This window comes from Nocardia yamanashiensis, from assembly GCF_021183565.1.
GTDB lineage: Bacteria > Actinomycetota > Actinomycetes > Mycobacteriales > Mycobacteriaceae > Nocardia > Nocardia yamanashiensis.
Window position 1 is genome coordinate 2,963,647 of record NZ_CP089226.1, and the last position, 14,225, is coordinate 2,977,871.

7 protein-coding genes and 1 pseudogene are annotated in these 14,225 nt (G+C 69.0%); 1 reads left to right on the plus strand and 7 read right to left on the minus strand.

Annotated elements, in window-relative coordinates:
• Positions 1-38 precede the first annotated feature (38 nt).
• The 3 genes from LTV02_RS14375 to LTV02_RS14385 all read right to left on the minus strand — a co-directional run bounded on the left by LTV02_RS14375 (position 39) and on the right by LTV02_RS14385 (position 8,305).
• Complete coding sequence (locus tag LTV02_RS14375) at positions 39-3,833, minus strand: BTAD domain-containing putative transcriptional regulator (protein ID WP_233040474.1); 3,795 nt, start codon at positions 3,831-3,833, stop codon at positions 39-41.
• 283 nt (positions 3,834-4,116) lie between these two features.
• A complete protein-coding gene (locus LTV02_RS14380; RefSeq protein ID WP_233040475.1) occupies positions 4,117-6,273 on the minus strand; it encodes an MMPL family transporter in 2,157 nt (718 codons plus the stop codon).
• Between the two features lie 100 nt (positions 6,274-6,373).
• Positions 6,374-8,305: an acyl-CoA dehydrogenase family protein gene (locus LTV02_RS14385; RefSeq protein ID WP_233040476.1), complete on the minus strand. Its 1,932-nt coding sequence runs from the start codon at positions 8,303-8,305 to the stop codon at positions 6,374-6,376.
• 98 nt (positions 8,306-8,403) lie between these two features.
• Between LTV02_RS14385 and LTV02_RS14390 the strand changes: the two are divergent.
• Positions 8,404-9,830, plus strand: a pseudogene (locus LTV02_RS14390) (threonine/serine ThrE exporter family protein).
• Here LTV02_RS14390 and LTV02_RS14395 read toward each other — a convergent pair.
• From LTV02_RS14395 to LTV02_RS14410, 4 genes are all read right to left on the minus strand, one after another.
• Entirely contained in the window at positions 9,817-10,443 is a 627-nt protein-coding gene (locus LTV02_RS14395) for a hypothetical protein (RefSeq protein WP_233040477.1), read from the minus strand. The pseudogene LTV02_RS14390 and the gene LTV02_RS14395 overlap by 14 nt on opposite strands.
• Positions 10,444-10,558: 115 nt before the next feature.
• Positions 10,559-11,212 carry a TetR/AcrR family transcriptional regulator gene (locus LTV02_RS14400; RefSeq protein WP_332909578.1) on the minus strand — a complete coding sequence of 218 codons (654 nt, stop codon included), beginning with the start codon at positions 11,210-11,212 and terminating at the stop codon, positions 10,559-10,561.
• 77 nt (positions 11,213-11,289) lie between these two features.
• On the minus strand, positions 11,290-12,525 hold the full coding sequence (locus tag LTV02_RS14405; RefSeq protein ID WP_067709793.1) for a cytochrome P450: 1,236 nt from the start codon (positions 12,523-12,525) through the stop codon (positions 11,290-11,292).
• A 159-nt stretch (positions 12,526-12,684) separates the two neighbouring features.
• Entirely contained in the window at positions 12,685-14,193 is a 1,509-nt protein-coding gene (locus LTV02_RS14410) for a sugar transferase (protein ID WP_233040478.1), read from the minus strand.
• Positions 14,194-14,225 lie beyond the last annotated feature (32 nt).

Genomic DNA, 14,225 nt, shown 5'->3' on the forward strand with positions numbered 1-14,225 from the left:
TTACGGCGCGGCCGGAGGGCGGGTGCCCGCGCGGACGACTATCGGTGCGGGGCGTCGGCGTGGGCAGGGAGTTGGCGGATGCGGCGCCGGGCCGTGGTTTCCCAGTGGGGTGCGCCTGCTCGGCGGGCGACGGTGGCGGCGTGGCGGTAGTGGGCGGCCGGGTCGTCGCGGCGCAAGAGGGCGGCGAGGTCGCCGAGTACGAGCGATACCGGGCACAGGGCGAGGGCGGCGGTCATGGTGCCGGCGAATCTGTCGGCGTACGGGAGGAGTTCGTCGTAGACCGGGCTCGCGAGGACGGGGTCGGCGAGGCCGGCGGCGACCAGGCCGCGCAGGGACAGGTGCAGGTCGCGGTGGAAGTCGGCGCGGACGCGGCCGGGGCCGTCGGGGCCGGTGACTTCGCGCATGGCGGCCGCGGCGTCGGCGGGGCGGCCGGCCTCCAGGAGGGCGAGGGCGTACATGTCGGCGGTGCCGGACAGGCGGCCCAGGGTTTCGTGCAGGCGCAGGGTGTCGTCGACCATTTCACCGAGGCGGCCCTGGGCGTAGCGGATGGTGTAGAGGCCGACCCAGGCGGTGGCGACCTCGCCGCCGAAGCTGCTGCCCTTGCGGATCTTGGCGGCGGTGTCGAGGTATTTGGCTTCGGCGGCTTCGAAACGGCCGGAGAGGGTGTGGCGCATGCACTCTCCCCAATCGCCGATCTTGCCGAGCAACGGGAGATCCATCTCAAGGGCCAGGCGCGTACCCGTGGACCAGTGGTCGGCGGCGGCGGGCAGGTCCAGCTGGGCCGAGGTGATCTGTTGCAGCAGCAGGTGTCCCAGGACTTGATAGAGACCGAGGCCGTGCACGGTGGCCAGGGCGAGGATCTCGTTGGCCACCCGCTGCTGAGCGGGCAGCAGGTCGGCGCTGTGATACAGGTTCAGGTATTGACCGTTGAGGGCGTGCACCAGCAGTTCGGGGCGACCCAAGGTGCGAGCCAAAGCCACTGCCTCCGCGGCGGTTTCGCGCCCGCGCGGGCCCGGCTCGCTGTCGAGTTGCATGGCCAGGCTGGTGAGCAGGCGGACCCGCAGTTCGGGGTCGGTGACGGCGGGCAGGGCGGCTTCGGCGGCATCGATGACGGCGCTCTCTCGGGTGCCGTACATGCGGTTCACCCACAGCGTCGGCACATCGAAGCCGGTGATGACGCGAGCGGACAGGATCGGGTCGCCGATGCGCAGGGCGGCGGACAGGGCACGGTCACGCAAGACCCTGGCCTTGATGATGTCCCCGGACAGGGCGCGGCTGCGAATGTGCGCTATTTCCAGCTCGATTCGCTGCCGAGCTTGGTCGGCGCGCCGTTCTGCCACACCGGTCTCGCTCTTGTCGAATGCGGCCAGTGCCTGCTCCCACAGTCCGGCGGCGGTGCGATGCGCGAACCGGGACTCGGCGAGTTCGGCTGCCCGGCAGGAGTATTCGACGACATCGGTGAGCCGCTCCACCTCCCCGGAAGCGACACAATGCTGCGCCAGCCGAGCCGGATCCGAGGCGGGTCGACGACCCAGCACATCGGCCACCCGGCCGTGGATGCGGGCGCGCCGCAACCGGGAAACACTGTCGTACAGAGTGTCCCGGATCAGCACATGCGTGAACCGAACACCCCACACCTGCCCGATCTCATCGGTGTCCTCGACCAGCAGCCCGGTCAGCACACCCGCCTCCAGGGCGTCCAGCACCGTGTCCTCGGACTCCCCGGTGATCGCGGCCACCAGATCCACATCCACGTCCCGCCCGGCCACCGCCGCATACTTCAACACGGTCTGCGCCACGGCGGGCAGCCGGGAGATCCTGCGCCGCAGCACATCCGCCACCCCACTCGGCACCGCTTGCAGCGCCGCTTCCGGTCCCGCGGCGGCGAGCAGCCGCGCCGTCTCCCGCACGAAGAACGGATTCCCGCCCGTCCGTTCACAAATCGCGGCCACGACGCTCTCCCCCACCTCGCCCGCGCAGCACGCACGCACCAGCTCCCCCACCGCCGTATCCGGCAGCCCGCCCAGTTCGACCCGCACCGGCTCCAAGGCCGCCAATTCCCCCAGCATCACCCCGAATGCCTCCGGCAGCTCCCCCGGCCGATACGTCCCCACCATCGCCACCCCCGGAACCCGTTGCGGCAGTGCCTTCAGCAACGCGATCGTCTCCTCATCGGCCCGATGCAGATCCTCCAGCACCAGTAACAGCGGCCCCTTCGCCGCCGCCCCCGCCAGATACCCCGCCAGCGCCCGATGCGTCCGGAATCGCGCCGAAGCCGGATCCCCACCGACCGCCTGCCCGCCCTCGCCCGCCAGCATGGCCCGCAACAACGGATCCGCCACCGGCCACCGACCATCCAGCTGCCGCAATATCTCCACCCACGCCCACCCTGCGGGCGCGGCCTCCGTCTCCGGCGTCAGCCCCCACACCCGCACCCACTCCGGCAGCTCCGCCGCCACCCGTTCGACCAGCGCGGTCTTCCCCATCCCCGGCTCCCCGGCGATCAACGCCACCCGGCCGCCCCGCCGGATCGCCCCGGCCACCGCCGCGACTTCGCTTTCCCGCCCGAAGAATTCGCCATCCCCGAACTTCGGCGAGGGCCACCGCACACCCGCACCACCCGAGTTCCCCCACCCGGCAGGCTTCCCACCGGATCCATTCCCCCGCCCACCCGAGGTCCCTGCCGCACCACTCACCGGCCTACCGGACGTACCTTCCGCACCGCTATTGCCACCGGCCGAGTCGTCTGCCGGTGCAGCACCACCACCGGCCAAGTCGCCTACCGCCCCAACACCGCCACGGGCCAAGTCGCCTACCGCTTCACCACCGGCCGAATCGCTTTCCGCACCCCCACCGTGCCCCGCCGAGATCGCTTTCACGCCACTTCCGCGCACCGGCGCGGGCTCAGAGCGGACGGCCTCAGCAGCCGGGAACACCGGTGGCGCACCGTCCGCCACGGCCGGCTCCGTATCCGTACGGGATACGCGGTGCTGCGGTCCGGACCCGATAACCGGGTCGTGATCCCCGAAGCTGGGCGCGGGACCGCCGGAGGCGGGCGGGCCGGCGGCCGGTGGTGCGTCCAAATGTGGTGCGTGCGCGAGGATGTCGGCTTCCAGGGCGCGCAGGGGCGGGCCGGGGTCGACGCCGAGTTCTTCGGCGAGGAGGTCGCGGATGCGGCGCAGGGCGGACAGGGCATCGGCTTGGCGGCCGGTGCGGTAGAGGGCCAACGCCAGGAGGCGCCAGGACTCCTCGCGTAACGGGTGGGCGGCTAGGTGGGCTTCGAGTTCGGCGACGATCGGTGTGGGCGTGCCGGTTTCGAGGCGGGCGGCGGCGCGGCGTTCGACGGCGGTCAGGCGCAGCTCGGTCAGGCGGGCGGCTTCCGTGGCGGCCCAGCGGAGTTCGCCGAATTCGGCGTAGGCGGGGCCGCGCCACAGGGACAGGGCGGTGTCGAGGAGGGCGGTGCGGTCGGTGGGTGCGGTGGTGCGGGCGGCACGGTCGAGGAGGTCTTCGAAGCGCCAGGCGTCGACGGCGTCGGCGGGCAGGCGCAGGGCGTATCCCGGTGCGGCGGTGACCAGGACGCGGGCGGGGGTGCGCGGGGCGCGGCCGGGTTCGACGGCGCGGCGAAGGTGGGAGATGAAGACCTGAACGCCGGCCAGGGCGCGCGGCGGGGGTTCGTCGGCCCACAGGTCGTCGATGAGCCGGTCCACCGGGACCATTTCGCCGCGCGCCGCCACCAGCCGCGCCAGCACGGCCCGCTGCCGGGTGCCCCCGAGATCCGCGGGAGTTCCCGCGACCGTCAGGCCGAACGCGCCCAGCACATTGATTTCCACCACGGCGCTGTTATCGCGCAGATCACCATGAAACGCAACCGTTGTATCCGCACGGCGAAACCGCCTGCACCGCAACCGGCCACGGACGCTGCTCGGACCCGTCGGCCGCACCGAGGCGGGTAGCGCCGCTCCCGCTGGCGCGAAAAGGGTTCTCGCGCACGGGAGCACGACCGTGGGCGGAGCTTGCCGACGCACCCCTGCTCGCGGCGGTCAGTTCGCCAGCTCACGCCCGTGCGCCGCGCCGGATAATTCGCCACCGCACGCCCCTTGCGCCGCGTCAGGCGAATCATTCGCGCACGGAGACCTTCTCCAGCAGCGGGCGGGTCCGGGCCGGAACCCACCAGTTGGCAGTGCCCATGGCGCGCATGAAGGCGGGCACCAGGATCATGCGGACCAGGGTGGCATCGACCAGCACGGCGACGGCACAACCCAAACCGAGCATCCGGTTCATGGTGACGGCGCTGACGCAGATACCGGCGAAGACCACGGCCATGAGCAGGGCCGCGGCGGTGACTATGGGGCCGGAGCGGGCGATGCCCAGGGCCACCGCATTGTCGTTGTCGGCGCGGGTCTTGCCGGAACTCTCCCATTCCTCGGTGAAACGGGCGAGCAGGAACACCTCGTAATCCATGGAGAGGCCGAAGGATACGCAGAACAGCAGCACCGGCAGCGTGGCGATGGTGTAGCCGGTGGCGAAGGTACCGAGGCCCGACAGGTGACCGTCCTGGAAGATCCACACCATCGCGCCGAAGGTGGCCGACAGGGACAAAACGTTGAGCACCAAGGCCTTCAACGGCAGCACCGCACTCCCGGTGAGCAGAAGCAGCAGCACGAAGGTGATGATCGCGATCCAGGCGGCCGCGTACGGGAAGCCCTGGGCGATACCGGAAGCCGAATCCGCCGTCTGCTGGGCGAGCCCGCCGAACAGCACCGGCGAGCCCGGTCCTGCCACGGCGCGCAGGGCTTCCAGCTGACGCTGACCGTCCTGCGAGTACGGATCCAGATGACTCACGATGGTCAGGTGCGCGCTCCCGGCGCGCTGCCCGTCCGGGTCCGCCACCCCGAGCGGCTGCCCCTTCGACCAGGTCCCCGCCGGTCCGGTGACCGCCTGCACCTCGGCCACATTCGACAGCGCCTGCTCATAACCGCTCAGATCGCCGACCGTATCGCTCCCCGCGCCGGGCAGCACGATCACGTGCACCTGCCCGGTGGCATTGTTGTCGAAGCGATCCCGCAGCAGATCCCCCACCTGCCGCGAATCCAGACTCGTCGGCAGCACCCGGTCATCGGGCAGCCCCATCTTCAACCCGAACACCGGTGCGCCCAGCACCAGCAGCAACGCCACCACCGGCAGCGCGCACAACGCCGGCCGCCGCTGCACGGTCCGCGCCACCCGGTACAGCAGGCTGTGCTGCACCGGTTTGGCTTCCCGCAACGGTTTCCGGTTGATCCGCTCCCCGAGCAGGGCCAGCAGCGCGGGCACCAGCGTCAGCGCCAGCACCACCGACAGCGCCACCACCGCGAGCCCGGCGAAGGCCAGCGAACGCAGGAAGGCCATCGGGAAGAACGACATTCCGATGAGCGCGATACCGACCGTGATGCCGGAGAACGCCACCGCCCGCCCGCCGCGCTTCATGGCCAGGGTGAGCGCGTCGGTGCGGTCGCGTCCGGCCGCGATCTCCTCCCGGTACCGCCCGATGATGAGCAGCGAGTAATCCACCGCCAGCGCCAGCCCGATCGCGGTGGTGATATTGAGCGCGAAGATCGACAGCTCCACCACGAAGGTGAGCAGATACAGCACCGCCGTCGTCCCGACAATGGCCACCACCCCGGTCACGAACGGAATCGCCGCCGCCACCAGGCTTCTCAGGAACCACACCAGCAGAATGAACGTCAACGGCAGCGCCACCGCCTCGGCCAGCCCGAGGTCCCGCTGCGTCTGCTGCGCCGTCTCGTTCCAGATGATGGCCTGCCCGCCCGCCAGCACCCGCACCCCGTCGCGTTCCCCGGCGTATTCGTCGGCGAGCTCGCGCGCCACCCCGGGCGCACTGTCCTCGTCGCCGCGCACGGTCGCGACCACCAGCCCGATCCCCCGATCCCGGCTGGTGAGCACCGAGCTCAATTGCGGATCGGTCCACGGCGAAACCGCCCGCGACACTCGCGAATCCGATTTCAGCGCCTGCGCGATCTCTTGCCCGCGCGCCTTGATCTCCCCGCCCCGCGATTCCACGGTCAGCACGAGCTGCATGCCCGACATCCCGTAGTCCCGCTCCAGGATCTCCCCGACCCGCGCGGATTCCGAACTGGTGGACACGAATCCGCCATTGGACAGCTTGCTCGCGACCTGCGACCCCATCGCCCCGCACAGCAGGAACGCGATGCCCACCACCACGAGCACCAATTTCGGTGCGCGCACGGCGATTCCGGCCAGTCGTGCGATCACGGCCTCCCCCTTACCGATCTGTTCTCCCCCGCCCTCCGGGGCGGTCGGAAGTCATCCTGAACTTCCGCCCGCCCCGGTGGTCCGGTGTGTGGTCAACCTCTCACGAACGCGTCCCTTCGGGCTCCTGCGCCAGCATCGCGGCGTGCAGTGATTTCTCGGGTACGCCGAGGCCCGCTATCAGCGTAAGGGCTTGCGGGCGTAGCCGGTCCACCAGTTCGTTGACTCCGCGCCGGACGGCCTTGGCGCGTTCCACCGACATGAACCGGTGCATGATGAACCAGGCCTGGTTCTCCTCGATGATCGTGTACACGAACAGGTCGCACACGGTGTCGGCGAGGGCGCGCGCCTCGGGGTCCTCGATATCGGCGATGGCGTCGATGAAGGCCTCCAGGGTGAGGCGTTCGATATGCGCGGTGCCGGCGGCGAGAATGTGGTCCTGGGCGTTGTTGAACGCTTCGAAGGGGCCGGTTTCCTTTGCGCGAGCGCGCAATCGGTGCGCGGCGGTGCGGGTGAGATAGTCCTCGCGGTCGGCGAAGAGCTGCAGTTGCACCGAGCGGCGGGACAGGTCGCCTTCGTCGACGGTTTCGTCGGAGCGGTCGCGCAGGCGCTGGATCATCTGGCGCACGCCGGAGCGTTCGCGGACCACATCGCGGGCCATGGTGGAGGCGAAGCGGACCCAGCCCAGGGCGTCGAGATCGCGGACCTCGTCGGAGTAGGCGGTCAGGAGTTCCTTGGCGACCAGCTGGGTGAGCACGACATTGTCGCCTTCGAAGGTGGTGAAGACGTCGGTGTCGGCTTTCAGGGTGACCAGGCGGTTCTCGGTGAGATAGCCCGCGCCGCCGCACGCTTCCCGGCATTCCTGGATGGCGCGGGTGGCGTGCCGGGACTGGGCGACCTTGAGGCCGGCGGCCCGCTTCTCCAGGGCGCGTTGCGCATTCGGGTCCAGGTCCTGGCCGGTCTGCACCAGGTGCATGCGGCGCACCAGGTCGTTCTGGGCGAAGGCCAGCGCGTAGGAGCGGGCGATCAAGGGCAGCAGCCGGCGTTGATGGCTGCGGTAGTCCATGAGGACGGTTTCCTCGCCGGTGTCGGGATCGGCGAACTGGCGGCGCTGTTCGGCGTATCGGACGGCGATGCTCAACGCCACCCGGGCCGCCGCGGCCGCCGCTCCGCCGACGCTGACCCGCCCGCGCACCAGGGTGCCGAGGGTGGTGAAGAAGCGCCGGCTCGGGTTCTCGATCTCGGAGCTGTAGGTGCCGTCCTCGGCCACGTCGGCGTACCGGTTGAGCAGGTTCTCGCGCGGAATTCGCACCTGGTCGAACATGATTCGGCCGTTGTCGACGCCGGGCAGGCCGCCCTTGAGCCCGCAGTCGGAGGTGGTGACGCCGGGCAGGTCGTTACCTTCCTCGTCGCGGATCGGCACCAGGAAGCAGTGCACGCCCTGCGACTGCCCGCCGGTGATCAACTGCGCGAAAACCGCTGCCATGCGGGCATGTTCGGCCGCGCCGCCGATGTAGTCCTTGCGCGCGGACGGAGTCGGGCTGTGCACCACGAACTCCCGGGTGCCCGGGTCGTAGGTCGCGGTGGTCTCGAGGTTCGCCACGTCACTGCCGTGACCGGTTTCGGTCATGGCGAAACAGCCCAGCAGGTCCAGGGAGATGAGCCGGGTGACGTATTCGCGATGCCGTTCGGTGCCCAGGTTCTCCACCGCGCCGCCGAAAAGTCCCCACTGCACACCGCTTTTCACCCACAGCGACAGGTCGGTGTAGGCCAGCATCTCGAGTGCCGTGACCGCGCCGCCGGGGTCACCCATACCCCCGTTCTCGTGCCGGAAACCTCTTTCCACCCAGCCGAATGAGGACACCAGTCGCATTTGTTCCAGCACGCGGGTGCGCGCCGCCTTGAAGTCGAGGTAGGGATCGCCGAAAAGGCGATCGTCGTCGAGGTGTTGCCGGGCTTGTTCGCGCACGTCACGCCAAGATCCGTCCAGTGCCGCGCGTAGGGTTTCCGCTATCGATTCGCCACCGCTTGCCATACTCCAAAACACTACTGCCCTCGGCACGCTCACCCCGGTGATCTATGGCACCCGTGTACGTTTCTCTTGTGAGCAATGAGCTGGCAACCGAGCAGTCAATCGGTGCGGCGAGCGCTCCCGGCCGGTGGCAGCGCTGGCTGAGCCGGGCCGTCGACCGGGTGCTGGGCGAGCGCCGCGCCACCGCGGACGCCGTGGTCGAGGCGCCCGCGCCGCTGCAGCCGATCGATCTGACCGACGATGCCGAAGTGACCCGCGTGCTGGATCTGGCCGAACGGGTCGGGGAGGTGGTGCTGGCCTCGGGCACCGCGGTCACCGACACCACCACCCAGATCGAATTCATCGCCGCCACCTACGGCTTGGCGCAGGTCGATATCGACGTCACCTACAACTCGATCCGCATCTCCGCCGATCGCGGTCCGCGACTACCGCCCGCCTCGACCATGCGGGTGGTGCATTATCGGTCCCTCGACTTCACCCGGCTGGCCGCCGTGGACCGGCTGACCCGCCGCATCCGCCGGGAATTGCCGCCGCCGGAAGAGGCTCTCGAAGCGCTCGACGAGACACCACGGCGCCGCACCCGTATCACCGCTGGGTGGCGACCTTCGGGTGGGCGCTGATGGCCGCGGCGGTGGCGCTGCTGCTGAACGGCGGCTGGTTGATCGCCCTGCTCAGTTTCGCGACCACCACCGCCATCGACCGCACCAATCGCCGCCTGAACCGGCGCGGCCTGCCGTTCTTCTTCCAGCACATGGCCGGTGGCGTCATCGCCGCCATTCCCGCGGTGCTGGTCAGTTCCTATGTCAGCACCCTGCACCTGGATCCGGCTTTGATCATCGCCGCCGGCATCGCGGTTCTGCTGGCCGGTCTGCAATTGGTCGGTGCGGTCGAGGACGCCATCACCGGCGCCCCCATCACCGCCGCCGCCCGCATGCTAGAGGTGATCATGATGACCGGCGGCATCATCGCCGGCATCGTCCTCACCCTCCGCGTAGCCGAACTCCTCAATCTCTCGGTCCCGTCGGTCGACATGGCCCCCGCCCGCGACCTCACCAACCTCCCCCTCAAACTTCTCGCCGGCGGCCTGACCTCCATGGCCTTCGCCCTGGCCTGCTACGCCGAACGCCGCGCCCTCGCCGTCGCCGCCTTCAGCGGCGCGGCCGCCATCATCGTGTACCTGCTGGCCGAACAACTCGGCTTCGGCCCCATCGTCTCCTCCGGCGTAGCCGCCGTAATCGTCGGCCTATCCGGCGGCCTCCTGGCCCGCCGAGCCCTCACTCCCCCGCTGGTCGTAGCCATCGCAGGCATCACCCCCCTGCTCCCCGGCCTCCGCGTCTACCGCGGCCTCTACGCCCTCCTCAACGACGAACAACTCATCGGCCTCAACCAACTCCTGAGCGCCTTCGCCGTCGGCCTGGCCCTCGCCGCCGGCGTAACCCTCGGCGAGTGGATAGCCCGAGACCTCCGCCGCCCCCGCATCCTCCAACGCTTCGGCACCCTCCGCCGCCCCCGCTTCACCGCCCGCTGACCGGCAGCCTCTCGGCCACCACCATCCGCTCCGGATCGAACGTCGTGGACAGCGGAGCGCGCCCCTCCCGCTCGGTAATGGCGATCGTGTTGCCCTCGGCGAATGCCACGCCCGCAGGACAATTCGCCTCGATCCGCTTCCACACCAGGGCCCGCCTGGCGAACAGCCCATCGCGCTCCCGCAGCCAGACCCGGCACGACGGATCGATCATATTGGTGAAGTACTCGGTCACCAGCTCATGCCGCCCATCCGCACTGACCCGCACGGCAACCACCTCGCTGTCATCCGAAATCAGCGCCGACGCGATCAGCATCAACACCCACAGCGAAACGGTCACCACCGCCAGCGGAACCGCCCCCACCACCCACACCCACGTCCGCCGCACGAGCTTCCCCGCGAACGCCCCATAAACCACCAGCCCCGCAGCCCAACACACCGGCCACAACCAAATCGAAACCACATCGAACCGGTAATACAGCTCCGACAACCCCTCCGCATACATCACCCCGAGCCCCGCCCCATACAGCCCAAGCACCCCGGCCACCCACCCGATCCGCCGCCACCGCAACGCCGTCCCGGCCACGGAACCGCGCTCCCACTCCTGTCCGGCCAATGCCCCGCCCTCCAACACAATTCGCTTCCGCCTCCGCCCATCCTGCACCCCTCCGGCGCCATCCGCAGGCTTCATCCACCCTTCGGTTGAGCGTCGAACGGGTGCTGAGGCGGCGTCAGCCGACCGGGCCGAGGCCGATGCTGCGGCCGATGTCGGCGAGGGTGGAGTCGAAGAGGGCGTCGGGGTTGGTGATGGGGATGGGGTAGTTGCCGAAGACTTCGAGGGTTACGTGGCCGTAGAGGCGGGCCCAGAATTGGATCATGACGTAGCTGACGCCGAGGTCGAGTTTTTCGGCGGGGAACTTCTGGCCGGATTCGGCCAGGACGCGCAGGAGGTCCGATTGGAAGCGGATCAGGTCGTCGCGGAGTTCGGGGGGGATGAGTTCGGTTGGGGGAGTTACGACGTCGTAGTCGGTGAGGAGGCGGCCGGCGGCGCCGAGGAAGAGGCGGCCGACCGGTTCACCGAATTGCTGCATGGCGCTGTTGATTCCGGAGGTCGTCGGGGAGGCGAAGACCAGGGTGAATTCGCGGGAGTGGGTCAGGGCCCACTGGCGGAAGCCGCGGCAGACGGCGAAGAAGTGCACGGCCGCGTCGTCGGGGAGATCGGCGAGGGCGGCGGCGAGATCGATGGCCAGGTCGGCGCAGACGTCCATGCGGACGGCGGTGACCAGATCGTCGCGGGATTCGTAATAGCGGTAGAGCGCGGGGGCGGTGATGCCGAGTTCGCGGGCGATGGCGCGCAGGGTGACCGCTTCGGGGCCCTGCGCCACCAAGAGCGACCTAGCGACGCGACGAATGTCGGCATCGCTTACCGCAGGCATCCGCCCGCGTCGCTTGGTCGTCTCTGTCATTCGTACTTGACCTGCCAGCTCTTGATGCCGTTCAGCCAGCCCGAGCGCAGCCGGACCGGGTCGGAAACCTGGCTCAGGTTCGGCATCACATCGGCGATGGCGTTGAACATGAGGTCGATCTCCAGGCGAGCGAGGTTGGCGCCCACGCAGAAGTGGGTGCCCGTGCCGCCGAAGCCTACATGGGGATTCGGGTTCCGGAGGACGTTGAACTCGAAAGGCTTGTCGAAGACTTCCTCGTCGAAGTTGGCGGCGGAGTAGAACATTCCGACCCGCTGCCCGGTCTTGAGCTCCTGGCCGCCGAGCACGGTGTCCTGCAGCACGGTGCGCTGGAAGGCGATGACCGGGGTGGCCCAGCGGACGATCTCGTCCGGAGCGGTGCGCGGACGCTGCTCGCGGTAGATCTCCCACTGCTCCGGATTGTCGACGAACGCCTTCATGCCGTGGGTGATGGCATTACGGGTGGTCTCGTTGCCGGCGACCGCCAAAAGGATGACGAACCAGGCGAATTCCTCGGAGTTCAGCGCTTCGCCGTCGACGTCGGCGTTCAGCAGCGTGGACATGATGTCCTCGGCCTGGCCGTGATCGACGGGGCAGCCGCGCTTCTGCTCGGCCAGATTCCACGAGTAGCCCATGACCTCGGCGGTGGCGACCTTGTGGTCGCCCTCGAAGTCGGGATCGTCGTAGGAGATCATCTGATTGGTCCAGTCGAAGATCTTGCCGCGATCTTCCTGCGGGACGCCGATCAGCTCGGCGATGGCCTGCAGCGGCAGCTCGCACGCGACGTCCTTGACGAAGTCGCCGGAGCCGTTCTTCTTGGCCTCGTGCACGATTCGCTCGGCGCGGTCGCGCAGCGCGTTGCGCAGCGACTCGACCGCGCGGGGGGTGAAGCCCTTGGAGACGATGCGGCGCAGCTTGGTGTGGCGCGGCGGATCCTGGTTCAGCAGCAGGAACCGCTGGACCTCGATCTCCTCGCGCATGATGTCGTCGTAGAAGCGGATGACCGCGGTGTTCTCCTCGGAGGAGTACACCTCCGGAGTCTTCGAGATCTCCTTGATGTCATCCATCTTGGTGACGGCCCAGTAGCCGTCGTCCTTGAACCCGCTGCCGGCCTGGGGAACCCAGGCGACGGGGGTGGTGCGGCGGAGCGCGGCGAATTCCTCGACGGGAAGACGCTGGGCGAGCAGGTCCGGATCGGTGAAATCGAACGGGGTGGGAATGGACGGCGCGGACACGGGTACCTCCTTTGGAACACGTTCGCCGACGAGTGAACCACACCACACCCCACTTTGTGAACACCTATTAGTAAATCCTGTTCACTTGATGCGTCAGCACCGCGGCAGGGCCCGCCGCGACACTGCGGCGGGCCCTGTTCTCCGAGGCGCAAAGCAGTCTCAGTAAGCCCCTTCACCCCTGGTCACGGCCCCGATCGTCTTGGCGATCAAGAGCAGATCGAGCACCATGGACCAGTTCTCGACATAGGACAGGTCCAGCCGCATCGCATCCTCCGGCGTCAGATCCGAACGGCCACTCACCTGCCACAGCCCCGTCACGCCCGGCTTCACCAGCAGCCGCCGCCGCATCACGCCGTCGTAGGAATCGACCTCCCGCTGCACCTGCGGGCGCGGCCCGACGATGCTCATCTCCCCGCGCAGCACATTGAAGAACTGCGGCAGTTCGTCGAGCGAGTACTTGCGGATCACCCGCCCCACCGGCGTCACCCGCGGATCGTCGCGCATCTTGAAGAACAGCGGGTTCCCGCCGTTGCTGTCGATGAGCGCGTTGATGTGCGCGTCGGCGTCGGCGAACATGCTGCGGAACTTGATCATCCGGAACGGCTGCCCGTCCCGTCCGATTCGTTCCGATCGATAGAACACCGGCCCCCGGCTGCTCACCTTCACCGCGAGGGCGATGGCGCACAGCACGGGCGCGATGGCCGCCACTGCGAAGAATGCGAAGCAGAAGTCGAAGAGCGCCTTCCGAATCGACTTGGCGCGGTCGTATTGCGGCTTTTCCACGTGCAGCATGGGCATATCGGCCAGCAGCCGGTGGGTCAGCCGGGTGCCGGCGATGTCCACCAGCCCGGGGGCGACGATGAGCTCCACCCCCAGCGGATCCAATTCCCAAGCCATGCGCCGGAAGTCGGCCGGCCCGAGATTGTCGGTGGCGGTGACCGCGACCGTATCGGCCCCGCTGCGCTGCACGGCCTCGATGACGCCGCGGTCGCTGCCCACGATGGGAATCACCTTCTCCCCCACCGCGAGACCGCGCTCGGCCAGCTCGCCCTCCTCACGGGTGCACACCCCGATGACCTGGTACCCGCCTTCGGGATCGCGGGAGAACGCGCCGACCATGGCGCGGGCCGCGTCCGGACTGCCGACCACCAGCACGGCCGTGCGGTATTCGCCGCGGGCGCGACGCTGCGCCACCCAGCCCCGCCACACGCGCCGTTCCAGCATCAGCCCCAGCATGCCCAGCGGCAGCGCGAAGGCCAGATAGCCGCGGGCGATGTCCACCCGCAGCAGCAGCGAGACGATGGCGATGCCGCCGAACAGCTTCAGCGACGCCGCCACGATCCGCCGGTATTCCTCTGTGCCACTGCCGATTACGCGAACGGAGCGGGTGCCGGCGAGCGCCAGGGCGAGCGCCCAGGCCACCGCCAGCACGGCCGACACCACGGTGTAGCGCACTTCCAGCGGCAGGGTGGAGGCCAATGGCGGATCGGCGGGTCCGCCGAAGCGGATCCATTGCGCCGAGCCGACCACCAGCACCACCACGAATAGGTCGCTGAAAAATAGCCTGCGCGCGTAATCCGCTTGCCAGCGCTCCCGATCCGACCGTGGTTCCGGTCGCGGCAGCCGATTCACGCGCACGGCGCGACCGGCTGAAACCTCGTAACTCATGAAACGAACGCACCTCCCCCACGGGAGAACTC